Annotated in this window: 21 protein-coding genes and 1 pseudogene; 9 read left to right on the top strand and 13 right to left on the bottom strand. The window is 61.6% G+C overall.

Annotated features, from left to right (window positions below):
- The first annotated feature begins 22 nt into the window (after positions 1-22).
- On the top strand, positions 23-1,645 hold the full coding sequence (locus tag LOY35_RS10380; RefSeq protein WP_258632249.1) for an MFS transporter: 1,623 nt from the start codon (positions 23-25) through the stop codon (positions 1,643-1,645).
- Between the two features lie 156 nt (positions 1,646-1,801).
- Here the strand turns inward: LOY35_RS10380 and LOY35_RS10375 are convergent, their stop codons facing one another.
- Entirely contained in the window at positions 1,802-2,209 is a 408-nt protein-coding gene (locus LOY35_RS10375; protein ID WP_258632247.1) for a response regulator, read from the bottom strand.
- Positions 2,210-2,447: 238 nt separating this feature from the next.
- Between LOY35_RS10375 and LOY35_RS10370 the strand changes: the two genes are divergently transcribed.
- Complete coding sequence (locus LOY35_RS10370) at positions 2,448-4,385, top strand: DNA topoisomerase III (protein ID WP_258632246.1); 1,938 nt, start codon at positions 2,448-2,450, stop codon at positions 4,383-4,385.
- Positions 4,386-5,057: 672 nt separating this feature from the next.
- Positions 5,058-5,387 (top strand): hypothetical protein, encoded by a 330-nt coding sequence (locus LOY35_RS10365; protein ID WP_024781365.1) that lies wholly within the window; start codon positions 5,058-5,060, stop codon positions 5,385-5,387.
- A 54-nt stretch (positions 5,388-5,441) separates the two neighbouring features.
- On the opposite strand, the gene glsB is transcribed toward LOY35_RS10365, so the two are convergent.
- Positions 5,442-6,350, bottom strand: coding sequence for a glutaminase B (glsB, locus tag LOY35_RS10360; RefSeq protein ID WP_258632244.1), 909 nt, complete (start codon positions 6,348-6,350; stop codon positions 5,442-5,444).
- 259 nt (positions 6,351-6,609) lie between these two features.
- Here glsB and LOY35_RS10355 point away from each other — a divergent pair, with 259 nt between their 5' ends.
- Entirely contained in the window at positions 6,610-6,804 is a 195-nt protein-coding gene (locus tag LOY35_RS10355; protein ID WP_047703660.1) for a hypothetical protein, read from the top strand.
- A gap of 9 nt (positions 6,805-6,813) precedes the next feature.
- Here the strand turns inward: LOY35_RS10355 and LOY35_RS10350 are convergent, their stop codons facing one another.
- From LOY35_RS10350 to LOY35_RS10315, 8 genes are all read right to left on the bottom strand, one after another.
- Complete coding sequence (locus tag LOY35_RS10350) at positions 6,814-7,833, bottom strand: hypothetical protein (protein ID WP_258632242.1); 1,020 nt, start codon at positions 7,831-7,833, stop codon at positions 6,814-6,816.
- A 365-nt stretch (positions 7,834-8,198) separates the two neighbouring features.
- On the bottom strand, positions 8,199-9,128 hold the full coding sequence (locus LOY35_RS10345) for a ZIP family metal transporter (RefSeq protein ID WP_258632240.1): 930 nt from the start codon (positions 9,126-9,128) through the stop codon (positions 8,199-8,201).
- A 74-nt stretch (positions 9,129-9,202) separates the two neighbouring features.
- Entirely contained in the window at positions 9,203-10,084 is an 882-nt protein-coding gene (locus tag LOY35_RS10340; protein WP_258632238.1) for a manganese catalase family protein, read from the bottom strand.
- 239 nt (positions 10,085-10,323) lie between these two features.
- A complete protein-coding gene (locus tag LOY35_RS10335; protein WP_258633544.1) occupies positions 10,324-10,701 on the bottom strand; it encodes a general stress protein in 378 nt (125 codons plus the stop codon).
- A gap of 428 nt (positions 10,702-11,129) precedes the next feature.
- Positions 11,130-11,384 carry a metallothionein gene (locus LOY35_RS10330; protein ID WP_258632236.1) on the bottom strand — a complete coding sequence of 85 codons (255 nt, stop codon included), beginning with the start codon at positions 11,382-11,384 and terminating at the stop codon, positions 11,130-11,132.
- Positions 11,385-11,394: 10 nt separating this feature from the next.
- The gene (locus LOY35_RS10325; RefSeq protein WP_041023645.1) at positions 11,395-11,664 is read right to left on the bottom strand and encodes a hypothetical protein; all 270 of its coding nucleotides are present in this window, start codon (positions 11,662-11,664) and stop codon (positions 11,395-11,397) included.
- Positions 11,665-11,702: 38 nt separating this feature from the next.
- A complete protein-coding gene (locus LOY35_RS10320; RefSeq protein ID WP_258632234.1) occupies positions 11,703-12,212 on the bottom strand; it encodes a ferritin-like domain-containing protein in 510 nt (169 codons plus the stop codon).
- A 255-nt stretch (positions 12,213-12,467) separates the two neighbouring features.
- The gene (locus LOY35_RS10315; protein WP_258632232.1) at positions 12,468-13,370 is read right to left on the bottom strand and encodes a LysR family transcriptional regulator; all 903 of its coding nucleotides are present in this window, start codon (positions 13,368-13,370) and stop codon (positions 12,468-12,470) included.
- A 167-nt stretch (positions 13,371-13,537) separates the two neighbouring features.
- Here LOY35_RS10315 and LOY35_RS10310 point away from each other — a divergent pair, with 167 nt between their 5' ends.
- From LOY35_RS10310 to LOY35_RS10300, 3 genes are read left to right on the top strand one after another with little or no spacing between them, the layout of a single operon-like run.
- On the top strand, positions 13,538-14,236 hold the full coding sequence (locus LOY35_RS10310; RefSeq protein ID WP_041023642.1) for a CoA transferase subunit A: 699 nt from the start codon (positions 13,538-13,540) through the stop codon (positions 14,234-14,236).
- Positions 14,237-14,269: 33 nt separating this feature from the next.
- On the top strand, positions 14,270-14,935 hold the full coding sequence (locus LOY35_RS10305; RefSeq protein WP_258632230.1) for a CoA transferase subunit B: 666 nt from the start codon (positions 14,270-14,272) through the stop codon (positions 14,933-14,935).
- Positions 14,936-14,946: 11 nt separating this feature from the next.
- Positions 14,947-16,128, top strand: a complete 1,182-nt coding sequence (locus tag LOY35_RS10300) for an acetyl-CoA C-acetyltransferase (RefSeq protein WP_258632229.1) — start codon at positions 14,947-14,949, stop codon at positions 16,126-16,128.
- 634 nt (positions 16,129-16,762) lie between these two features.
- Here the strand turns inward: LOY35_RS10300 and LOY35_RS10295 are convergent.
- Positions 16,763-17,473, bottom strand: coding sequence for a FadR/GntR family transcriptional regulator (locus LOY35_RS10295; protein ID WP_258632227.1), 711 nt, complete (start codon positions 17,471-17,473; stop codon positions 16,763-16,765).
- 335 nt (positions 17,474-17,808) lie between these two features.
- On the opposite strand from LOY35_RS10295, the pseudogene LOY35_RS10290 reads away from it, so the two are divergent.
- Together LOY35_RS10290 and gudD are read left to right on the top strand one after the other, a co-directional pair.
- Positions 17,809-17,994 (top strand): annotated as a pseudogene (locus LOY35_RS10290) (MFS transporter); the annotation flags it as partial.
- Between the two features lie 40 nt (positions 17,995-18,034).
- Positions 18,035-19,378 (top strand): glucarate dehydratase, encoded by a 1,344-nt coding sequence (gudD, locus tag LOY35_RS10285; protein WP_041023638.1) that lies wholly within the window; start codon positions 18,035-18,037, stop codon positions 19,376-19,378.
- Positions 19,379-19,567: 189 nt separating this feature from the next.
- Here gudD and glgB read toward each other — a convergent pair whose 3' ends face one another.
- Complete coding sequence (gene glgB, locus LOY35_RS10280; RefSeq protein WP_258632225.1) at positions 19,568-21,802, bottom strand: 1,4-alpha-glucan branching protein GlgB; 2,235 nt, start codon at positions 21,800-21,802, stop codon at positions 19,568-19,570.
- Between the two features lie 11 nt (positions 21,803-21,813).
- Positions 21,814-25,146 (bottom strand): maltose alpha-D-glucosyltransferase, encoded by a 3,333-nt coding sequence (gene treS, locus LOY35_RS10275; RefSeq protein WP_258632223.1) that lies wholly within the window; start codon positions 25,144-25,146, stop codon positions 21,814-21,816.
- Positions 25,147-25,303: the final 157 nt, after the last annotated feature.

Below are 25,303 nucleotides of genomic sequence, written 5' to 3'. Positions count from 1 at the left end.
AATCACTGTGAGGGATACCGCTATGTCCGAGCATGTTCAGCCCCTGGAAGCCACGCGTAGCGTCGGCACCAGTCGGGAAACCCAGAAAGTCATCTTCGCCTCCTCCCTGGGGACGGTGTTCGAGTGGTACGACTTTTTTCTTTACGGCGCCCTGGCGGCGGTGATCAGCAAACAGTTCTTCGCCGGCGTCAACGACACCACCGCGTTCATCTTCGCCCTGATGGCGTTCGCCGCCGGCTTCGTCGTGCGGCCATTCGGCGCATTGGTGTTCGGGCGACTGGGGGACATGATCGGGCGCAAATACACCTTCCTGGCAACCATCGTCCTCATGGGCCTGGCGACTTTCTGCGTCGGCCTGCTGCCCAACTACGCCAGCATCGGCATCGCCGCGCCGATCATCCTGGTCGCCCTGCGCATGCTTCAGGGCCTGGCCCTGGGCGGTGAATATGGCGGCGCAGCGACCTACGTCGCCGAGCACGCGCCCATCGGCAAGCGCGGTTTCCACACCAGCTGGATTCAATCCACCGCCACCCTCGGGCTGCTGCTCTCGCTGTTGGTGATACTGGGCTGTCGCTACTTCACCGGTGATCAGTTCGAAGTCTGGGGCTGGCGCATTCCATTCCTGCTGTCGATCCTGTTGTTGGGCATTTCCACCTGGATCCGCATGAGCCTGCATGAATCACCGGCCTTTCTGAAAATGAAAGAAGAAGGCAAGTGCTGCAAGGCACCGATCCGTGAATCGTTCGGCAAATGGGAAAACCTCAAGGTTGTGCTGATCGCGCTGTTCAGCATCAATGCCGGGCAAGCGGTGACCTTCTACGCCGCGCAATTCTATGTGCTGTTTTTCCTTACCCAGTTCCTGAAGATGGACCCGGCCCTGGCCAACAGCCTGCTGATTGTCAGCGTGGTGATCGGCGCGCCGTTCTTCGTCTTCTTTGGCTGGCTCTCGGACAAGGTCGGGCGCAAGCCGGTGCTGATGATCGGCCTGTTGCTGGCGACGGCGTTGTACTTCCCGATCTTCAAGACCCTGGCCCACTACGCCAACCCGGCCATCGACCAGGCAAGCCGCCAGGCACCGATCAGCGTGGTCGCCGACCCGGCCACCTGCACCTTCCAGTTCGACCCGGTGGGCAAGGCGCGCTTCGATAGCCCTTGCGACAAGGTCAAGACGTTCCTGGTCAAGCAAGGCCTGCCCTACAGCAGCGTCGCGGCACCGACCGGCAGCACGGTGCAGGTCAACGTCGGTGACGTGAAGATCGAGGGGTATGACGAAGCCGCCCTGCGCGGCGCGGTGACCCTGGCGGGCTACCCGCAGAAGGCCGACGCCCAGCAGATCAACCGGCCGATGATCGTTGCTCTGATCGTGGCGCTGATCATCATCTCGGCGATGTGCTACGGCCCGCTGGCGGCGCTGATGGTCGAACTGTTTCCAACCCGTATCCGCTACACCGCCATGTCCCTGCCCTACCACATTGGCAACGGCTGGTTCGGCGGCTTCCTGCCCACCGTATCGTTCGCCCTGGTGGTCTACACCGGCGATATCTTCTACGGGCTGTGGTACCCGGTGGTGATCACCGGGGTGAGCCTGGTGGTGGGCATGCTCTGCCTGCGGGAAACCAGGAACGTGGACCTGGAAAAGAACTGAGAAACAGCAGCGTCACTCCCTGTTTTTGGGAGCTCAGCTTGCTCGCGATTGCCGTAAGTCAGCCAGCAATAATGTTGACTGGCCTGCCGCTATCGCGAGCAAGCTATGCTCCCACAGGTTCGTGGCCTTGCTTCCACAGACACTCATCCGTATCCATCAATGGAGCTGGTGGTCCTTCACCGTACTCTCCACCAGGTCCAGCATCTGCCCCAGCGCCCACGGCTTGGCAATGAACGCGGCGTGGTGCTTGATCCCGGCGCTTTCCGGCGTTTCAAAGCCGGACATGATCAACAGCGGTATCTGCGGCCAGCGATCCCCGGTCAGGTTCGCCAGGTCCGCACCGTCCAAATTGCCCGGCATGGTGATATCGGTCAGTAACAGGTCGACAAAGTCCGCACTCTGCTCGAGAAATGTCAGCGCCGAATCCGCGCTTTCCCGAGGCTCCACGACAAACCCTTCGTCCTCCAGGATTTCGCACAGGAATTCCAGTATCGTCGGGTCGTCCTCAACAACGAGAATCAGACGCGTGGTGGCCTGTCCGTCGCCCTTCGGCATCGAATTCATAAAGTGACTCTCCTTGATCCCGCCAATTGATTTTGCGGTTTCAGCCGCTCTGAAAGTTATGAGCGACGCCCTCGCGAGAAATTCATTCGGAGTACAAACCGGCCGCCGAACGTCATTCCAGACACTCCGTTAACGCAGCGTAACGTCTTATCTGTATATCCATACAGATAAAGCTTGCTCCCGAGGCGATCCCTGACCATGCTATCGCCCCATCACATCAGCTCAGGAAAAGGGCGTTATGCGGTTGTACCTGTGTGAGAAACCGTCCCAGGCCAAGGACATCGCTGCGGTGCTCGGCGCTACACGACGTGGCGACGGCTGCTGGTTGGGTGCGAACGTCACGGTGACCTGGTGCATCGGCCATCTGCTGGAAACCGCCCCGCCCGACGCCTACGACGCCCGCTACAAGCGCTGGGTACTGGCCGACCTGCCCATCGTGCCGGCGCAATGGAAAATGACCGTCAAGCCCAAAACCGCCGGCCAGTACAAGGCGGTCAAGCGCCTGCTGGGGGAAGCGAAGGAACTGGTGATCGCCACCGACGCCGACCGGGAAGGCGAAATGATCGCCCGGGAACTGGTGGAACACTGCCGCTATCGCGGGCCGATCCAGCGGCTGTGGCTGTCGGCCCTCGATGAAGCCTCGATCCGCAAGGCCCTGGCGGCCCTCAAGCCGGGAGCCGAAACCTTCAACCTGTATCACTCGGCCCTGGGCCGCTCCCGGGCCGACTGGCTGATCGGGATGAACATGAGTCGCCTGTTCACCTTGCTGGGGCGGCAGTCCGGTTACCAGGGCGTGCTGCCGGTGGGCCGGGTGCAGACGCCCACCCTGCGGCTGGTGGTGGACCGCGACCGCAGCATCGCCGACTTCGTGCCGGTCGCCTACTGGGCCATCGATGTGCAACTGCGCCACGACGGCACTGTCTTCACCGCCCAGTGGCGCGCCGATCCGGACGCCTGTGACGACCAGGAGCGCTGCCTGAACCAGGCCCTGGCCCGCGATGCCGCCCAGGCCATGAGCAGCGCCGATACCGCCCTGGTGACCAAGGTGCGTACCGAGCGCTTGCGCGAAGCGGCGCCGCTGCCCTTCGACCTGGGCACCCTGCAGGAAGTCTGCTCGAAGAAACTCGGCCTCGGCGCCCAGGAAACCCTGGACATCGCCCAGTCGCTCTACGAAACCTACAAAGTCATTACCTATCCCCGCAGCGATTGCGGCTACCTGCCCCTGAGCCAGCACAGCGAAGCCCCCGCCATCCTGGCCGCCCTCGCCCAGGCCGACCCGAGCCTCGCGCCGTTGCGTGAACACCTGCAACCGCAACGCAAGTCCCGGGCCTGGAACGACGCCAAGGTCAGTGCCCACCACGGCGTCATCCCCACCGCCGCGACGAAGAACCTCGACAAGCTCGCCGGCAAGCAACGGGCCGTCTATACGCTGATTCGCGCGCGCTACCTGGCGCAGTTCCTGCCCAATCATGAATACGACCGGACCCAGGCCGACTTCGACTGTGCCGGCCAGGCGCTGCGGGCCGTGGGCAAGCAGATCGTCGAGCAAGGCTGGAAACGCGCCTTGCCCGAGGCCTTGGCTCCGGCCAGGGGCCGTGAAGCCGTGCAGCCGCAAACCTTGCCGGCACTGGCCGAAGGTCACGAGTGTGGCGTGGACGGAGTGACGCTCAAGGACCTGTGGACCCAGCCTCCCAAGCCGTTCACCGAAGGGGACCTGATCAAGGCGATGAAGAACGTCGCCAAACTGGTGGAAGATCCACTGCTCAAGCAGAAGCTCAAGGACACCACCGGTATCGGCACCGAAGCGACCCGGGCGTCGATCATCCAGGGCTTGCTCGATCGCGGCTACATGGTGAAGAACGGCAAGGCCTTGTCCGCCACCCCGGCGGCCTTCAGCCTGATCGACGCCGTCCCCCGCGCCATCGCCGACCCGGGCACCACCGCCATCTGGGAGCAGGCGCTGGACATGGTGCAGAGTGGTGAGATGAGCCTGGAGGAATTCGTCACCCGGCAAGCCGCCTGGATGAGCAAGCACATCGCCCGCTGCCAGGGCATGAGCCTGACCATCAGCGGCCCGGCCAGCCCCGCAGCAGCGCCCTGGAAGAAAAAGCGCAAGCCGGCCAGGCGCAAGCCCGCCGGCACCCCGCATAAAGCAACCAAGGCCAAGACAGTCTGAGATACAAGGATGCCCTTTGTGGCGAGGGGATTTATCCCCGCTGGGCTGCGAAGCGGCCCTAAACCCAACACCTCGGTATATCAGATAGATTGAGGTGACTCACTTGGGGCTGCTTCGCACCCCAGCGGGGATAAATCCCCTCGCCACAGAGTGTTCATCTCGCACCCCTCTCGCCGTTTTTCATACCCAAATCATTTTGTCCGACAATATGTAGTGACTAAAAATAATCACTACAAAACCGTTGACGACGTCGTTTTGCCCTTGCATGATGCAGACGTCTCCCCGATCGGGAGTACAGGCAACCGTTTGAGCAAGCTCGTCTGACCGCCGAGCTGTTTTTTGGATAAGGGACTGCCCACAAGGCAGATTGAAGGTGCTGACCTGGCATGACCGTCCGGTAACAAGGACGAGAAACGTCGGCGAAGATCCTCATGACGCGCGTGGTTGACCCTCGAAAGTTGACACTGCCTTTAGGTTCTTCGCTGTTTCTCTTCGTTGTAGCGCATTTGCGTAGCAGCCCTTCGATAGCACTACACAACCGATGCACGACCCCGTCGAAGTCTGACGGACGAACGCTGACGGCCTGGTTTCGGTAGCAGGCAGGCACTTACCGAGAAGCGAAATCTTTGCGAACCACCAGACAGATCAACCAAATGGTCAAGGGGCTTACACATGAATCTGAACAATCAACCATCTATTGATGAACTGGCTCGCATGTTCGCAGCACACAAGGACACACTCGACAGCCATATCCTGTGGATCAGCAAGACAGGCCAGGTCCACATGGACTGCCTGTCGCCCTACACTCACGAAGACGAGTTCGAGCAGAACCAGCAAGACCTGTGCGCCCGATTGAAGATGTACCGTCGCGGCCAAGGCTACGTGGGCAAGAAGGCTGCGGCCGACAAGGACTTTATCGGTCGTGTGCTGCAGACGCTGACCCAGGCCTGGCAGTCGATGCAAAACACTTCGCAAGTGCAGGTCATCGACCGCTTCTGCTGAGTGCACTCAAGGCAAAGGGCCCGTTCCTGAACAGGAACGGGCCCTTTTCTTTTATCAGAACACCGACCAGCCAATCCGCTGGCTGAGCAACTCCAGCGCCGCCATGCCAGCCAGGGAATTGCCGGCGGCGTTGAGCTCCGGCGACCAGACGCACACCGTGAAGCGCCCCGGCACCACGGCGACAATCCCGCCGCCCACACCGCTCTTGCCAGGCAGGCCGACACGATAGGCAAAATTGCCGGCCTCGTCGTACAGCCCGCTGGTCGCCATGATGGAGTTGACCTGCTGGGTCTGGCGGGCGCTCAGGATCTGCTCGCCGCTGTGCTTGCAGAAGCCGTCGTTGGCCAGGAAGCAAAACGCCCGGGCCAGATCGATGCAGCTCATTCGCAGCGCACAGTGACTGAAATAACTGCGCAACACCGCTTCCACATCGTTATGGAAATTACCGAACGATTGCATCAAGTAAGCCATCGCCGCGTTCCGGGCCCGGTGCTGGTACTCCGACTCTGCGACCTTGCCATCCACCATCACCTGCGGATTGCCCGACAGGCGTCGCACAAAATCACGCATCGACAACGCCGGGGCGGCGAAACGCGACTGGTTGATATCGCAGATCACCAGGGCACCGGCGTTGATGAACGGGTTGCGTGGGCGACCGCGCTCGAACTCCAGTTGCACCAGGGAGTTGAACGGCTGGCCGGACGGCTCATGGCCCAGGCGCTCCCAGATGGCTTCGCCAGAATGCTCGATGGCCTGCACCAGGCTGAATACCTTGGAAATACTCTGTACCGAAAACGGCGTTTCGGCATCACCGGCGCAATACATCTCGCCATCGTTGCCATACACGGCAATGCCCAACTGACTGCCAGGCACGCTGCCCAGGGCCGGAATGTAGTTGGCCACCTTGCCCTGACCGATCAGGGGGCGAACCGCATCGAGGATCTCGTTCAACAGTGCTTGCATGTGCGGGGGTCCAGTCATTCCCCGTTCGAGTGCGGGGATACAGACCCTAGACGCTGGTGGGCGGAATCAGAGCACACTCATGTATCAAGCCGCTCACCTTTCGCTGGAAAGGAGAGGAACTGCGGGAGCAAGGCTTGCCCGCAATGAAGTCCATGCAGTCCCTCCTGGAACCGAGTCGCTGCCTCGCGGGCAAGCCTTGCTCCCACAGAACACCCAATCGAGCGGTCTATAGTGAAAGATCAACCGGCAGGAGAACACGATGCGTCAGATCATGCAAAAAGAACCCTGGTGGGCATCGCCGCCCAAACCGGGGCAGGATGAAAGCGAGCTGGAATGGGGCTGGCTGGTGATCTACAGCGAAGGCGAGCCACGCTTCGAATTTGTCAGGGAACGCCCTTCGGACGAACAGATCCGCCACCGCAAGGGTTGTCGCGTCACGCTCGGTGCGGAATGAGCCCACCCGTCACGGCTTGATATCCGGCAACGCCACCGCCCGATTCGCCAGCTCCGCCTCCACCAGGCTGCCTTCGATTTCTTCGTCCAGGTAATACACCGGTGCCAGCACTCCGCTCAGCGGATGCTTGAGCGACCTGAACCAGGCCTCATCGAACGCGGCGCTCAGGCTTTTGCGAATCTGCGCTTCCATTTCCGGCCGCTCGCCTTCGTGGATGATCGCCCGAACACCTGCCACGCCCACCGAAATCAATGCCCCCGCCGCCTTCCCGGCCACGGCCGCAGCCGCACCGGCCGCGCCTCGGGTGGCGAATTGGGCTTCGATCTTCTCGCTGGTGCGTTGCGCCACCGTGGCGATCACCGCATCCGACGGACCCGACCCCGTGGTGGCAGCTTTGTTGACGTGGTCAATCAACGCGGCGTAGGCCGACAGTGTATTCAGCGGCTCAGTGTGAACCATCTCGTACAACGAAGCATTGCGCGCCGCCGGCGGGCCCAGGTTGATCGCGGGAATGCCGTGCAGGCGCCGGTTCATCAGTTCGTTCGGAATTTGATGCCTCTGTGCGATCACCCGGACCTGCTGATCGAGCAGGCGCACGTAATAGCTCGTCGCAGCAGCCCTGATGGCTTCGGGGTCGATCTCCACGGCCACCGGTTCCAGCACCTGCTCGCGGTATTGCTCTTGGAGGTAGAGCGCCAGGCGGTTGGAGGCAGAATCCGCTTCGCCCTTGGCACTGGCGGCATACCAGCTGACCTTCACCGCCATCCACTCCTGGGTCCAATAGCTGCTGAACCACGGGATGAACTCAGCCTCGGTCCGTTCGTACACCAGCACCCGCCAATGCTCCATCGACCCACGGGCATAGACTTCGGCTTGCCCGATAGCGCTTTTGGACGCAGCGATGATCTGTTGGTCGACCTGCCGCCAGGCGTCCTGAGAGACCGTCACCGCACCGGCCTGCTGGCCGCGCTCTGTCGTGGCGCACCCCGCCAGAGCGATCAAAACGGCCAGCACCAGCGAACGCAGCACGATCGGGCCACTCCGGATTCATGTCATCCATGGCATTGAGTATAGGTGGCAGGAACCAACAAAGCTGGCCCACCGCTTCGCGAGCAGGCTCGCTCCCACAGGGGATTTGCGGTGAAGGCTGCTGTCATGAACACCCCAGGACACTGTGGGAGCCGGGCTTGCCCACGATGGCGGCGGCACAGCCAACCTCGATACAAGCTGGCCCACCGCTATCGCGAGCAGGCTCGCTCCCACAAGGGTTTTGCGGTGGACGCTGCTGTCATGAACACCTCAAGTCCACTGTGGGAGCGAGCCTGCTCGCGATAGCGACAGTACATTCAACATCAATGCAAGCTGGCAGCTCGATGTGTGCAGGTTATTGCCCTTCAGCCCAGCGCCGTGTCCAGGAACATCATCACCGCAAACCCCATCATCAACCCCAGGGTAGCCGGGGTTTCATGGCCGTTGCGGTGGGTTTCGGGGATCACCTCGTGGGACACCACGAAAATCATCGCCCCGGCCGCCAGGCCCAGGCTGATGGGATAGGCCACGGCCACGCCCGACGACATGCCCAGGCCTATCACCGCCCCCAGCGGCTCCATCAACCCTGAACCGACTGCGATCAATGCGGCACGCAGGGTGCTGATGCCGGTGACCCGCAGTGCCATGGCAATGGCGAGCCCTTCGGGAATGTCCTGGATGGCGATCGCCGTGGTGAGCGGCAGGCCGACCTTGAAGTCGCCGTCGGCAAAGCTGACGCCGATGGCCATGCCTTCCGGCAAGTTGTGCAAGGTGATCGCGAGCACGAACAACCAGACGCGATTGATACGCTCGGCTTGGGGCCCGCGCCGGCCGCTCAATTCATGTTCATGTGGAACAAACCGGTCGAGGCCGATCATCAGCGCAACGCCCAACCCCAGGCCGAGCACTACGACAAACGCGGCGAGCAGTTGATTGCCGCAAATCACCTGGGCGGCTTCGATGCCGGGCAATATCAGCGAAAACGAACTGGCGGCCAGCATCATGCCGGCAGCGAACCCCAACATGATGTCCTGGGTGCGAGAGGAGATATCCCGCAACACTACCGCCATGATTGCCCCCAAGGCCGTGGCGGCGAATCCGGAGGTCCCGCCCAGCACCGCATAGCTCAGGTGACGGGGGTCGGCACCCACCAATGCGTTGTAACCGCTGTAGAGCAACAGCGCGGCGACAGCCGCCAGCCCGAGCCAGAAGCTCGCACCCAGCAGCAGGTTGCCTTGCAGAGGATCCAGCCAGGTACGCCAGGGCGATCGGATCCGGGAAGTCGGCTGGTCCATCAAATATCCTTACAGGCTTTAGCCAGGCCCAATGGAAGGTTCAGCGAGGGAGCCCAGGCCCCCTCGCCGCTTTCCTACAGTTTGTCACCTTGCATCCCCGAACCCAAGTCGGCACCTGTGGTGGGGTCGCTCTCGGGGTTGGACATCGTCCGCGCCTTCATGTCCATCAGCAGGGCTTCGTCTTTTTTACTCAGCTGTACGCTGGCCAGACCATCGCCGCCATCCACCGCCGGCGTGGGGTCTTCGACGAACTCCCAATCGTCGCCCTGGTTCCAGGGTCCGCGTACGGCCGGCTCGCCCTGGGACATGTTGAAGTACACATTGGTGAACTCCGGCATGCCTGGCAACTTACCCTGAGGGAAATTGGGCTGGATGGAATGCAAGGCTTTTTCAAAAGACAACTGGTGAGCGATTTCCCGGGTCATCAGGAAACCCAACGCCTCTTTTACGCCCGGATCGTCGGTGACGTTCATCAGCCGTTCATAGACGATTTTCGCCCGGGCCTCGGCGGCGATGTTGGAGCGCATGTCTGCGGTCGGCTCGCCAATGGTGTCGATGTAGGCTGCGGTCCAAGGCACACCCGCCGAGTTCGTCAGGGGTGAACCGGCACCATACAAAAGGCTGGTGATATGGGAGTCGTTGCCGGCACCGTTGATATCCCGGTACAACTGCCCTTCCTTTTCCACGCCTTCGGCCATCTTGCCCTTGGCGCCCTTGTTCAGCATCACGATGATCGAACCGATGATCTCCAGGTGGCTGAGCTCTTCGGTGGCAATATCCATGAGCAGATCCTTGCGGCCCGGATCATCCTCGGACAGCGCCTGGGTGAAATACCGGGATGCCGCCGCCAACTCCCCCTGGGCCCCACCGAACTGTTCCAGCAGCAGGTTGGCAAGACCTGGATTCGGCTCTGCCACACGCACGGTGTATTGCAGTCGCTTGTTATGTAAAAACATGATTGAACTCCTCGATCAGGGCACAACTTATGGGCCTACCGATAAACGGCAGACTGACAAGAGTCTGAATATATAAAAGGAATTAAATTTACTTTTTATCCAACAATGAAGACAGGCGGTAAATCCGTACCTTCCAACCTTCAGCCATCGAATAAAGGGCCAATGGCCCACAACCGGCATTCTTATTATCTAACAGTACAGGCCCCGGCTTGGCGCCAGGGCCTGCATGTCATGGCGCATTACGACTTGCGACCGCCGCCGTGGCTGCTTTCGCCACCCTTCTTGCCGGCTTCCGAAGCTTTTTCCCGGTCGTTGGCGAAATTGCCACCCGAGGCCTGGCCACCTTTGCGGCCGGCTTCCGAAGCACGTTCGGGGTCGTTGGCAAAATTGCCACCAGAAGCTTGCCCGCCCTTACGGCCTGCCTCTGCGGCGCGTTGAGGGTCATTGGCGAAATTGCCGCCGGACGCCTGGCCACCTTTGCGGCCGGCTTCCGAAGCGCGTGCAGGATCGTTGGCAAAATTGCCCCCGGACGCTTGCCCGCCTTTTTTTCCGGCTTCCGATGCCTTTTCACGATCGTTAGCGAAATTGCCAGGGTTGTTATTGCCTGTATTAGCCATTTCATTCACCTCGTTAGTTACTGTTAGCGAACCTCTCGGCTCGTAGTATTCGGAGAATCCGAGGCCGATAAGGTTTGAACGAAGTTCGGCAGTCGGCGACGAACGGTCAGCACTTTGAAGTTCATGTGAAATGAACAACCAACGCTATCGAACAAACGGCAGCCGATAAATTTATTTAAATAATCGCAAGCTATCGACCGACCTCATATATAGCCCAGCGTTCAATAACAGTGCGTGTCTTTCCACGCCGTCCGCCAAAGGCCGGATGGCGCCGGCACCCCACTGCACCGGTCTCGTCACCCCTGCCTCGCGCCGTTCCAGGAAGCCAAAACTCGCGGGCTGCCGGCGTTGTCTTGCACCACCGCACTGTCCGGCTTGCGGCGTCCGGACACCCTGTCGCCACTGTCCGGATAAAGACGTGCCGTTAATCAGGGAGAAATCGGGTCACTGGCCGGAAAGGTTTCTTCCAGCGCGTCGTCCAGTTGTTTATTGGTCACGTCCCGCTCGCCGACCTTGCCACTGCGCTCGCAATGGCAGCCGGGGGCCGGACAGGGTTCGCCGTTGGGATGCTGCTCCGCGCAGGCCTGGCTGCAATAAGCCTCACCGTCGTGATTGAACATCCGTTGCGGATCCACCTCGCATTGGCAATCGGGGCAGCCGCATTTCATCTTCGATTCGCTCATGCTCTTTCTCCTAGGAGCCCACCAGCAACTGGACCTCCAGATTGGCTGCCGCGATACCGTGCTTGACCACATACACCTCGGCGTCCCAGCCTTTGGTCAGGTTGCGGTAGGACTGGATGCCAAGGGCCGTGCCGCTGCTCCATTCCATGACGTCACCGACGTCGATGTCGTTGGCCGAACGCAATTCGAGCACGGTGTGGCCGTCCTCCTGCGCCACATACACACCCACCATTGCGCTCTGTCGATTGATGGCGCGTACCTCACCACTGGTCTGATTCATATACCTCCTTTATCCCCCGGGTCGGCCGCTCTTCACTCTCAGCGCTTGGCTTCGGTATGTGGATTGGCGGAGCGTTCCAGGAACGCCTGGGTGATCTCCGGCAAGTGGTCGCGCAGCCAATCGGCCATGGCAATCTCCTGTGGCAGGATCTGTTCGCAGGCCCGCTGGGTGTCGACATCGCCGGCCGCTTTCGCCGCCTCGATCAGCACGGTGTAGGAAGCGATTTCCAGGTTCTCGAACACGTAGCCACTCATCGCGCCCTTGACCACCTCATCGCTCATGGTCATGCCACCCACCGCCTGACCGAACGCCATGAGCTTGCCGGCCATGTCCTTGATCATCGATGTGCTGCCGCCCAGGCGCTGGATGCACTCTTCCACCAGCTTCTGTTGCCCGAGGGTTTCCTGCAGATGCTCTTCGATGCGGGCTTTGAGCATCGGGTAGTGCTTCAGCCGCTCGGCCTGGGCCTTGAGCATTTTTTCCGCTTGCTGCTCCATGGCATGGGCGTCGTTGAGCCAGTCCAGCAGGTTCTCTTTAGGCGTTGCCATTTCCTTCTCCTTTTCCGTGGTCGAGACTGCGCCGCAGCGCGACGGTTCTGAAATACCGCACATAAAAGTGGATGTTCCAGGCAGTGGGAAAGTTTGAAGAAACCGCGATGCAGGGCGACGAAAGGTGTTACGACAGGCGTGAACCCCACCACTTCCCGTGGGAGCGGGCTTGCTCGCGAAAGCGGTGTATCAGTCGACATTGATATCACTGACAAATAGCATTCGCGAGCAAGCCCGCTCCCACAGGTCTTGTGCTCAGTGCATCCCCAACCGAGCCCCCAGGTCCTGATCCTTGAGGGTATCGAACAGCGCCTGCGCCGCCGCCGAGAGTTCGTGTCCCGGTTTGGTCAGCACACCGATGGCGCGCTCCACCACCGGATCGCCCAGGGTGATGCAACGGGCACCCAACTCATGCATCTGCCCGACGCACAGCGCCGGCACCGCACTCACCCCCAGGCCGCTGGCGACCATGCGTCCTACCGTCGCCAACTGATGGCTTTCGAATTCCACCGGCAGCTTCATGCCCCGAGCCTGGAGGTGTTCCTCCAGCATCACCCGCACGGTGGAGGGCCGTTGCAAGGTAATGAATGGCTGCTCCAGCAACGTCGGCCACTGGATTTCGCTGCGTTGGGCCAACGGCGAATCCAGCGGCACCACCGCGACGAAACGATCCAGGTACAGCGGCGTGAACGCCAGGGACGAACCTTGCAGCGGCTCGAACGCAACGCCCAGTTCGACGTGACGGTCACGCACCATCTCCAGCACCTGTTCGTTGATCACATCGTTGACCGTGACGTTGACATTCGGATAGCGGGCGCGGAAGGTCTTGAGGATCGGTGGCAACAGGTTGCCGGCAAACGACGGCATCGCCGCCAGCGTCACGCGCCCGCGCTGCAAGGTGAAGCGCTGGCGCATCTCATCCTCGGCGTTGTCCCAGTCGGCAATCAGCCGTCGGGCCAGGGGCAAGAGGGATTCACCCTCGGGCGTCAGCGCCACATTGCGGGTGTTACGGCTGAACAGACGCCCGCCCAGGCCCTCTTCCAGGGCCTTGATGGTCAGGCTCAGGGCCGACTGGGACAGGTGCAGTCGCTCGCAGGCCACGACGAAACTCAGGCTCTGGGCCACGGCGAGAAAGGCACGGATCTGCTTGAGGGTCATGGTCGCTACGCTCCCAGCGGCAAGCGGTGAGGTTTCAAGCCGCAAGAAGGTGGCGGCGATTATTGAGATTTACCAATTAATCAAATCTAAAAATCAACTTAACAAATATATGACTTGGCGCAACACTGCAATCCATTGCGACCCCATCAAGAATAAAAGAGGTGTCTATGGCAGGTTTCGACAAACGCGTGAGTTCCTATGAAGAAGCGCTGGCGGGCTTGAAAGACGGCATGACCGTTATCGCCGGTGGCTTCGGCCTGTGCGGCATTCCGGAAAACCTGATCGCCGAGATCAAGCGCAAGGGCATCCGCGACCTCACCGTCGTGTCCAACAACTGCGGTGTCGACGGCTTTGGCCTCGGCGTGCTCCTGGAAGACCGGCAGATCCGCAAGGTGATTGCCTCCTACGTGGGCGAGAACGCCCTCTTCGAGCAGCAGTTGCTGAGCGGCGAAATCGAAGTCCAGCTCACCCCCCAAGGCACCCTCGCCGAAAAAATGCGTGCCGGCGGTGCAGGCATCCCCGCGTTCTTCACCGCCACTGGCGTCGGTACTCCGGTGGCTGAGGGCAAGGAAGTGCGTGAATTCCATGGCCGCCAGTACCTGATGGAAGAGTCCATCACCGGCGACTTCGCCATCGTCAAAGGCTGGAAAGCCGACCATTTCGGCAATGTGGTCTACCGCCACACCGCCCAGAACTTCAACCCGCTGGCCGCCACGGCGGGCAAGATCACCGTGGTCGAAGTCGAAGAGATCGTCGAACCCGGCGAGCTGGACCCGACGCAGATCCACACCCCTGGCATCTACGTCGACCGGGTCATCTGCGGCACGTTCGAGAAGCGCATCGAACAGCGCACCGTACGCAAGTGATCCCCTGCCTCCAGCTAAAGAAGGAATAACGACATGGCACTTTCCCGCGAACAAATGGCTCAACGCGTCGCCCGCGAAATGCAGGACGGCTACTACGTGAACCTGGGCATCGGCATTCCCACCCTAGTCGCCAACTATATTCCCGAAGGCATGGAAGTCATGCTGCAATCGGAAAACGGCTTGCTCGGCATGGGCGCGTTCCCCACCGAGGACCAAGTCGACGCCGACATGATCAATGCCGGCAAGCAGACCGTCACCGCGCGCATCGGCGCATCGATTTTCTCTTCGGCCGAGTCGTTCGCCATGATCCGAGGCGGTCACATCGACCTGACCGTGCTCGGCGCGTTCGAGGTGGACGTCGAAGGCAACATTGCCTCGTGGATGATCCCCGGCAAGCTGGTCAAAGGCATGGGCGGTGCGATGGACCTGGTGGCCGGTGCCGAGAACATCATCGTGACCATGACCCATGCGTCCAAGGACGGCGAGTCGAAACTGCTGCCCCGTTGCAGCCTGCCACTGACCGGCGCCGGTTGCATCAAGCGTGTGCTGACCGACCTGGCCTACCTGGAAATCCAGGACGGCGCCTTCATCCTGAAAGAACGGGCCCCGGGTGTCAGCGTCGAAGAAATCGTCGCCAAGACCGCCGGCAAATTGATCGTGCCGGACCATGTGCCTGAAATGCAGTTCGCTGCCCAGTGAGGAGAGATTCGATGCAAGAAGTCGTGATTGTCGCCGCCACCCGTACCGCCATCGGCAGTTTCCAGGGCTCGCTGGCTTCCATTGCTGCACCGGAACTCGGCGCAGCGGTGATCCGCCGCCTGCTGGAGCAGACCGGGATTTCCGGCGAGCAGGTCGATGAAGTGATTCTTGGCCAGGTACTGACCGCAGGCTCCGGGCAGAACCCGGCGCGCCAGGCGTCGATCCTGGCCGGACTGCCCCATGCCGTGCCGGCGATGACCCTGAACAAGGTCTGTGGCTCCGGCCTCAAGGCGCTGCACCTCGGCGCCCAGGCGATCCGCTGCGGCGATGCCGACGTCATCATCGCCGGCGGCATGGAAAACATGAGCCTGGCTCCCTACGTACTGCCGGCCGCCCGCACGGGCCTGCGCATGGGCCACGCGCAGATGATCGACAGCATGATCACCGATGGCTTGTGGGATGCCTTCAACGATTACCACATGGGCATCACCGCCGAGAACCTGGTGGACAAGTACGGCATCAGTCGCGAGGAGCAGGATGCCTTCGCCGCCGCGTCCCAGCAGAAAGCCGTGGCCGCGATTGAAGGTGGTCGCTTTGCCGATGAGATCACGCCGATCCAGATTCCCCAGCGCAAGGGCGATCCGCTGACCTTTGCCACTGATGAGCAACCACGGGCCGGCACCACCGCCGAGTCCCTGGGCAAACTCAAGCCCGCCTTCAAGAAGGACGGCAGCGTCACCGCTGGCAACGCTTCGTCACTCAATGACGGTGCGGCGGCGGTGCTGCTGATGAGCGCTGAAAAGGCCAAGGCCCTGGGCTTGCCGGTACTGGCGAAAATCAGTGCCTACGCCAACGCTGGCGTCGACCCGGCCATCATGGGCATCGGCCCGGTCTCGGCCACCCGCCGCTGCCTGGACAAGGCCGGCTGGTCCCTGGAGCAACTGGACCTGATCGAAGCCAACGAAGCCTTTGCCGCCCAGTCGCTGGCCGTGGCCCGGGAACTGAAGTGGGACATGGACAAGGTCAACGTCAATGGCGGCGCCATCGCCCTGGGCCACCCGATCGGGGCGTCGGGTTGCCGGGTACTGGTGTCGTTGCTGCATGAAATGATCAAGCGCGACGCCAAGAAAGGCCTTGCAACGCTGTGCATCGGCGGCGGCCAAGGTGTGGCCCTGGCCCTGGAGCGGCCGTAACCGGCAACGGGTTCAACGGTGGCTGAGCGGACCCACGAATATCCGTAAAGCCACCGGCACCACCACCGGCGCAACCTCGGTTGCGCCGGTTTTTTTTGCCTGCCGACTGTCGGGGTGGTGTTGGTTGTGAGGACGCTATCGCGAGCAGGCTCGCCCCCACAAGGGATCTGCGCCGGTCACAGAATGCGTGCTCACTGAAGACCTATTGTGGGAGCGAGCCTGCTCGCGATGGCGGTGGGTCAGTAAAGATGATGTTGAATCCAATGGCGCTATCGCGGGCAAGCCTTGCTCCCACGATATTCAGTGGTGAATGGACTGTTGTGACCACGCAGCTTTCCGGTGGGAGCAAAGCTTGCTCGCAATGGCGGCGGGTCAGTAAAGATGATGTTGAATCCAATGGCGCTATCGCGGGCAAGCCTTGCTCCCACGATGTTCAGGTGAATGGACTGTTGTGACCACGCAGCTTTCCGGTGGGAGCAAAGCTTGCTCGCGATGGCGGTGGGTCAGTAAAGATGATGTTGAATCCAATGGCGCTATCGCGGGCAAGCCTTGCTCCCACGATGTTCAGGTGAATGGACTGTTGTGACCACGCAGCTTTCCGGTGGGAGCAAAGCTTGCTCGCGATAGCGGCCGATCAGGCCCCCGCGCCAAACCGGTCACGGCTGTTGGTCAGATGCAGCCACATGGCGGCGCGGGCGGCGTCCGGGTCCTGGCGTTTGATGGCGTTGAAGATGGCTTCGTGTTCGAGATTGGCCAACTGCGCCAGTTTCCCCAGGTCAACCTGCCCTCTTTCGGCCACGTTTACCCGGGTCCTGGGGATCATCGCGCTGCCCAGGTGCTGCATGACTTCGACAAAACAGGTGTTGCCCGTGGCCTCGGCGATGAGCAGATGGAAGCGCCGGTCGGCTTCGACGCAGCTGTCGTTGCTGCTGAGCAAGCATTGGTAGTCATCCAGTGCCTGACGCATCTGCTCCAAGTGGTATTCACTGCGGCGCTGGGCCGCCAGGGCCGCCGCCTGGGTTTCCAGACCCAGGCGCAGTTCCAGGATACCCCGCACCCCTGCCGCGGTATCGACATTGAGGCGCAACCCCGGCTCGCCGGTCTGCTCCAGTACAAAGGTACCGATGCCATGGCGCGTTTCCACCAGCCCCGAAGCCTGCAACTTGGAGATCGCCTCGCGCACCACCGTGCGGCTGACGCCATGCTCCAGCACGATGGCGCCTTCCGAGGGCAGCTTCTGCCCCGGTTTCAACTGCCCCAGCAGGATGCTCTGGCTCAGCTTCGCCACCAGATCATGGGCCAGGTTGTGGGTACGTTTGCGCTGGGTCGCATCGGTGTCTTGCATCGCCGGGGTTCCTCAAAGACAGGCTGCTGATCCTATCACCAGCGGGCTTGGAAGCGGTCACCGTGACCCCTTAAACTTGTATGACAACACATCAAATATTGAGATTTTCCTGATTACCGGCACAGCTTAGCCCTCCTCTACACACATGCCAAAATTTCAAAAAACTCTTATAAAATCCCTGCAACCCCAAGAATACCGCATAAAAAGCAGCATAACCTCTCACAAACATCAGCAAAAACAACTTGTCATCGAAAAAAATCAAGTTGTATGATGTCTATCAACATCGATTCTTGCTCGATGCCCCGCATAAAAACAATGAGTGGGAGAAAAAACCAGTGAACACATCCAGCCTCAGGGCGAATGCCGACGCGGATCCGGTGCTGTCGTCGGCCATGTCCAGGGTCAAGCGCCACATCCTGCCGCTGTTCGTCATCATGTTTATCGTCAACTACATCGATCGTGTGAACATCGGCTTCGTGCGTACCGGTATGGTGCACGACCTGGGCATCGGTGCGGCGGCCAGCCACGTCTGATCATTCGATTCGTTCAAGGATAAGCACAATGAATTCACAAGAAGCCAGCAAAGCTCCGATCATCACCAGCATGCAGATCGTGCCCGTGGCCGGCCATGACGGCATGCTGCTGAACCTCAGCGGCGCCCACGGTCCGTTCTTCACCCGCAATGTCGTCATTCTCAAGGACAACGCCGGCCGCACCGGCGTCGGCGAAGTGCCCGGCGGCGAACGCATTCGCCAGACCCTCGAGGACGCCCGGGCGCTGGTGGTCGGCAACCCCATCGGCACCTACCAGAAGATCCTCAACAGCGTTCGCCAGGCGTTCGCCGACCGCGATGCCGGTGGCCGCGGCCTGCAGACCTTCGACCTGCGCATCACCATCCATGCGGTCACCGGCCTGGAAGCGGCCTTGCTGGACCTGCTCGGCCAGCACCTGGACGTACCGGTCGCCGCCCTGCTCGGCGAAGGCCAGCAGCGCGATGAAGTGAAGATGTTGGGTTATCTGTTCTACGTTGGTGATCGCCAGCAAACCGACCTGCCCTATCGCAGCGAGCCGGATGCCGACAACGACTGGTTCCGCGTACGCCACGAGAAAGCCCTGGACGCCGCCGCCGTGGTGCGCCTCGCCGAAGCCGCCCATGCGCGCTACGGCTTCCAGGACTTCAAGCTCAAGGGCGGCGTGCTCAAGGGCGACGAAGAGATCGAAGCGGTCACCGCCCTGGCCGAACGCTTCCCCCAGGCGCGCATCACCCTGGACCCGAACGGGGCCTGGTCGCTCAAGGAAGCCATCCGCCTGTGCCGTGACCAGCACCGGGTACTGGCCTATGCCGAAGACCCATGCGGCGCCGAGAACGGTTATTCGGGCCGCGAGGTCATGGCTGAGTTTCGCCGTGCCACGGGCCTGAAGACCGCCACGAACATGATCGCCACCGACTGGCGCGAGATGGGCCACGCAATCACCTTGCAGTCAGTGGACATCCCTTTGGCCGATCCGCATTTCTGGACCATGCAGGGTTCGGTGCGGGTGGCGCAGATGTGCAATGAGTGGGGGCTGACCTGGGGTTCGCACTCCAACAATCACTTCGATATTTCCCTGGCGATGTTCACCCATGTGGCCGCCGCCGCACCGGGTGACATCACGGCCATCGACACTCACTGGATCTGGCAGGACGGTCAACGACTGACCAAGGCGCCCTTGCAGATCCAGGGTGGCTGCGTACAGGTGCCGAAGAAGCCGGGGCTGGGGATCGAGCTGGACATGGATCAACTTGCCAAGGCCCATGAGCTGTACAAAGGCATGGGGCTCGGGGCGCGGGACGATGCGGTGGCGATGCAGTACCTGATTCCGGGCTGGACGTTCAACAACAAGCAGCCGTGTCTCGTGCGCTGATCTTCAGAACGACACCGCTCTTGTGGCGAAAGGACCTATCTGTGGCGAGGGATTTATTGTGGCGAGGGGATTTATCCCCGCTGGGCTGCGCAGCAGCCCCTCTTTTGCGGTCGCTGCGCAACCGAGCGGGGATAAATCCCCTCGCCACAGATAGATCTCCCTCGCCACAATGATCATTCGCCTAGAGAGCTACCCCTCCGGCCGCAGGATCAACACCGCCAACGGCGGCAGGTTGAGTTCAAGGGACAACGCCTGACCATGGCTGGGCACTGGCTCGGTGGAGGCTCCGCCGCCGTTGCCGTAGTTGGACCCGGCATAGGTGTCGGCGTCGCTGTTGAGCAATTCCACCCAACGCCCGGCGAAAGGCACGCCAACGCGATAGGCCTCGCGTGGCACCGGCGTGAAGTTGGCCACCACCAGCACAGGCCTGCCCTCCTTGCTCCAGCGCAGCCAGGCATAGACGCTGTTCAGTGCGTCGTCGCCGATCAACCACTGGAACCCTTGGGGCGCGTCATCCTGATCGTGCAGCGCGGGCTCCTCGCGATAGAGCCGGTTCAGGTCGCTCACCAGCTTCTGCACCCCACGGTGCTCGGCGTATTGCGTCAGGTACCAATCCAATTGCTGGTCATGGTTCCACTCGCGCCACTGGCCGAACTCACAGCCCATGAACAACAACTTCTTGCCCGGATGGCCCCACATGAAACTGAGGTAGGCGCGCAGGTTGGCAAACTTCTGCCAGCGGTCGCCGGGCATCTTGTCGATCAGCGAGCGTTTGCCATGGACCACTTCGTCATGGGAAATCGGCAGGACGAACCGCTCGGACCAGGCATACACCAGGCCAAAACTCAGTTCGTTGTGATGATGGGCGCGGTACACCGGGTCCTGCTGGATGTAATGCAGCGAATCGTGCATCCAGCCCATGTTCCATTTGTAGGCGAAGCCCAGGCCGCCCTGTTGCGTGCTCTGGCTGACGCCAGGCCAGGCGGTGGACTCTTCGGCGATGACCAGCGCGCCCGGGGCTTCCAGGGCGACCACATCGTTGAGGTGCCGGAGGAAGTCGATGGCCTCCAGGTTCTCGCGCCCACCGTGACGGTTGGGCACCCACTCCCCGGCCTTGCGCGAATAGTCGCGATACAACATCGACGCCACGGCATCCACACGCAGGCCGTCGACATGGAAATGCTTCAACCAGTGCAGGGCCGAAGCCAGCATGAAGCCGTGGACCTCGGTGCGTCCCAGGTTGTAGATCAGGGTATCCCAGTCCTGGTGGAAGCCTTCCAGCGGGTTGCCGTACTCGTACAGCGCCGTGCCGTCGAACTGGGCCAGACCATGGGTATCGGTGGGGAAATGCGCCGGCACCCAGTCGAGAATCACGCCGATATCGGCCTGGTGGCAGGCGTTGACGAAGGCGGCAAAATCGTCGGGCGAACCGAAGCGTGCCGTCGGCGCGAACTGCGACAGCGGCTGGTAACCCCACGAGCCGCCGAACGGGTGCTCCATGATCGGCATCAACTCGATGTGGGTGAAGCCCAGTTCCTTGACGTAGGGAATCAGCCGCTCGGCCAGTTCATGCCAGTTGTATTGCCGGGACACTTCCCCGGCCTCGTCGATTTCGCATTGCCAGGAACCGGCGTGCAGTTCGTAGATCGACAACGGCGCACTGGGGACCTGGCGTTCGCGACGGTGCTGCATCCATTCACCGTCCTGCCATTCGATTTTCAGCGGTGAAGCGACTTTCGACGCGGTGTCCGGGGGCATCTGGCTGGCCAATGCTACCGGGTCGGCCTTGAGCGGCAGGATGCCGTGGGCACCGAGGACTTCATACTTATAGGCTTCTCCAGCCCCCAAGCGTGGGATAAACAGCTCCCAAACGCCCGATGGATAACGGATGCGCATCGGATGCCGGCGTCCGTCCCAGACGTTGAAGTCACCGACCACCGACACCCGTCGGGCATTCGGCGCCCAGACGGCGAACCGCACGCCGTCGACACCATCGACGGTGGTCAGTTGCGCCCCCAGGCAGGAACTGAGATCGCGATGATTACCTTCGGCAAACAGGTAGAGATCCATTTCCCCCAGCAACGGCCCGAAGCTGTAGGGGTCTTCGGCCACCTGCTCGCCACCTGCCCAGCGGGTGCGCAGCAGATAGGGCTGGGCATGGTCGAAATGGCCGAAGAACAGCCCCGGCGTATCGCCCAGCTGCAGCTCGCCCAGCTCCTCGCCACCGTCACGGGCGATCACGTGCACGCTCAGTGCACCGGGCAGGTACGCCCGGATGAACTGGCCGCCGGCGCCGTCGCCATGGGGCCCCAGGATGGAAAACGGATCGTGATGTTCGGCACGCACCAGCGCGTCGATATCACGGGGGGACGGCAGCAAAGACTCTTTGGCCTGTCCCTGTGGTTCCTTGTTCGAGACGCTCATGATGCTCTCCACTAAAAATCGGAAAAGGGTTCAAGCCCACTCAATAACCCGTACAGGCCGTGCAACGGCACGGGCAGCCAGGCGGGGCGATTCTCGGCTTCATAGGCCACTTCATAGGCCGCCTTCTCCAGGCCGAACAACGCCAGCGCGGCGTCTTCGCCTTCAGCATCCTTCCACTCATGGGCAAGACTAGCTGCCGCCAGTCGATATGCCTGCACAAATGCCTGTCGGGCTTCGCTCAAATAGCGATCGGCGACCCGCTGCCGCGCCGCGTCGGCATCCGCCGTGCTATCGACGGTGTGCAAGTGAATCGCCATGGCTGCCGCGTAATCGAAGGAGCGCAGCACACCGCTGACATCCTTGTACGGGCTGTGCTTGCCCCTGCGCTCATGCAACGGCCGAGCCGGCTCGCCTTCGAAGTCGATCAGATAGGCGTCGCCCTTGATCACCAGCACCTGCCCCAGATGCAGGTCGCCATGGACCCGGATGCGCAAACCACCGGCGGCCTTGCCGGCCAACTCCTGGACGTGGGCCAGGACGGTTTTTTTCTGCTCCAGCAAGCGTGCGACCATGGCTTGGTCCGCCGGGTTCAATTGGCTCTGGTGCTGCTTGAGCAGACGCAAGGCATTTTCCACCTGGGCGGCCACGTCCCGGCCGATGGCCTGGGCGTCCTTGGCCGTGGTTTTCTGCGGGGTGAAGTCCGGGTTGTCGGTGGCTTGTGCCAGCACCTGGTGCATTTCGCCCAGGCGCTGGCCGAGCATGCCGGCGAAATCCTTCAGTTCACCCAAGGCGTTGTAATGCTGTTCCTGCTCGGACACCGCATCGGCCAGCTCATCACGCAAGGCCCGCTCGAGGTTGTTCTGGGTCCATTCCCAGGCGTCGCCCTGGTTGCTCAGGTAGCCTTGGGCGATCATCAGCAGCGCATCCTCGCCCTCGGCATCGCGGCGGATCACCGAACCCAGCAGCGGCGAGATATTGCTGAAGCCCGCGGCAGTCAGGTAGGCGCTCATTTCCAGTTCCGGGTGCACGCCGGAAGCGACCTTGCGGATCAGTTTGAGCACCAGGCTGCCGCCCACCACCACCGAACTGTTGGACTGCTCTGCGGACAGGTAACGCACCTCCGGCTCGGCGCCCAGGTTCAGCGCCGCCAGTCCCTCGGTAGGTTCGAAACGCAACTCGCCATCGGCGTACGGCAGCACCGTGGCCGCCTGCATGCTGGTCAGCACGGCCCGGATGAAGCTTTCCAAGGCGAACGCATCGGTGATCAACCCCACCTGACGCACCCGGCGTACCCGGGACAACGCCAGTTGTTGTGGCAGCGCCGCGCCGACCTGGTCCTCGGCCAGCAGACCGAAGGGCAGTTGATAACGCAGCGTCTGGCCGCCGCTGGTGACATCAATTTCGCTGAGCAGCACCGGGTGCTGCGGATCGCCGAAGCGCACGCCATAAACGATGTCGACCTTCTCGATGGCGCTGTCCTTGCCGGCGAACCAGCGCCGGTTCTGCAGCCAGCTCGGCAGGATGGTTTGCTCAAGGGTGGTGCGCGAGGGCGCTTCGAGCAATTCTTCCAGGCGTTTTTTCAAGACCAGGGTGGTGAAGTCCGGCAGGCTCTGGGCCGGCTCCACGTGCCAGCTCGGCATCTGGTTTTCCGCCGCCAGGGCGAACCAGTAGAAGCCATAAGGCGCCAGGGTCAGGAGGAAATTCAGCTGGCCGATGGGCGGGAAGGCATTACCCCCCAGCATCTCCACCGGCACCATGCCCGCGTAGGCCGACAGGTCCAGCTCGGCGGCCTGGGCGCTGCGGGACACGTTAGCCACGCAGAGGATGATTTCATGCTTGCCATCCGGCCCGGTGTATTCGCGGGTATAGGCCAGGATCCGCCGGTTGTTCGGCGACAGCATTTTCAGGGTCCCACGACCGAAGGCCTTGGACTGCTTGCGCACCGCCAGCATCCGCCGGGTCCAGTTGAGCAACGAATGCGGGTCGCCGGCCTGGGTCTCGACGTTCACCGATTGATAGCCGTACTGCGGGTCCATGATCGGTGGCAGCACCAGGCTGGCCGGGTCGGCCCGGGAAAAACCGCCGTTGCGGTCGATGGACCACTGCATCGGCGTGCGCACCCCGTCGCGGTCCCCCAGATAGATGTTGTCGCCCATGCCGATTTCGTCACCGTAGTACAAGGTCGGCGTGCCGGGCATCGACAGCAGCAGGCTGTTGAGCAGCTCCACCCGACGCCGGTCACGCTCCACCAGCGGCGCCAGGCGTCGACGGATGCCCAGGTTGATGCGCGCCCGACGGTCGGCCGCGTAGTAGTTCCACAGGTAATCGCGCTCCTTGTCGGTGACCATCTCCAGGGTCAGCTCATCATGGTTGCGCAGGAAAATCGCCCATTGGCAATTGGCCGGGATCTCGGGCGTCTGGCGCAGGATGTCGGTGATGGGAAAGCGGTCTTCCTGGGCCAGCGCCATGTACATGCGCGGCATCAGCGGAAAGTGGAACGCCATGTGGCATTCGTCACCGTTCAGGCCCTTGGCATCGACATCGCCGAAGTACAGTTGGGTGTCTTCAGGCCATTGGTTGGCTTCGGCCAGCAGCATGCGGTCGGGGTAGTTGGCGTCGATCTCGGCGCGGATCAGCTTGAGGACATCATGGGTCTCGGGCAGGTTTTCGTTGTTGGTGCCATCGCGCTCGATCAGGTACGGGATCGCGTCCAGGCGCAGGCCGTCGATGCCCATGTCCAGCCAGTAACGCATCACCGACAGCACGGCCTTGATGACCTGCGGGTTGTCGAAGTTGAGGTCGGGCTGGTGGGAATAGAAGCGGTGCCAGAAGTATTGGCCGGCCACCGGGTCCCAGGTCCAGTTGGACTTTTCGGTGTCGAGGAAAATGATCCGGGTGCCGTCGTACTTGTGGTCGTCGTCGGACCAGACGTAGAAATCCCTCGCCTTCGAACCGCGCTTGGCCTTGCGTGCCCGCTGGAACCACGGGTGCTGGTCGGAGGTGTGGTTGATGACCAGCTCGGTGATGACCCGCAGGTTGCGCTTGTGGGCTTCGGCGATGAAGCGTCGTGCATCGGCCATGGTGCCGTAGTCAGGACTGACGCCACGGTATTCGGCAATGTCATAACCGTCGTCGCGCCGGGGCGATGGATAGAACGGCAGCAGCCAGATGGTGTTGACGCCCAGGTCGGCGATGTAGTCGAGCTTGGCGATCAGACCGGGAAAATCGCCGATACCGTCGTTGTTGGAGTCGAAATAGGATTTGACGTGTACCTGATAGATCACCGCATCCTTGTACCAGAGCGGGTCCTTGATGAACGTGGCTGACCGCGGTTTCTTCGCCATTTGCAACTCCTGATGAATTCAATAAGACCGCTGGGGCATGGGCTCATGGTGTCTCTGTGGCCAGGGATTTATCTGGCAAGGGGACTATCTGTGGCGAGGGGATTTATCCCCGCTGGGCTGCGGAGCAGCCCCCTCCTAAATCGCACCGCCGTGTCCT

Origin of the sequence: Pseudomonas sp. B21-028 (assembly GCF_024749045.1) — a bacterium.
Classification (GTDB): domain Bacteria; phylum Pseudomonadota; class Gammaproteobacteria; order Pseudomonadales; family Pseudomonadaceae; genus Aquipseudomonas.
This window is presented reverse-complemented; position numbering and strand designations above follow the sequence as displayed.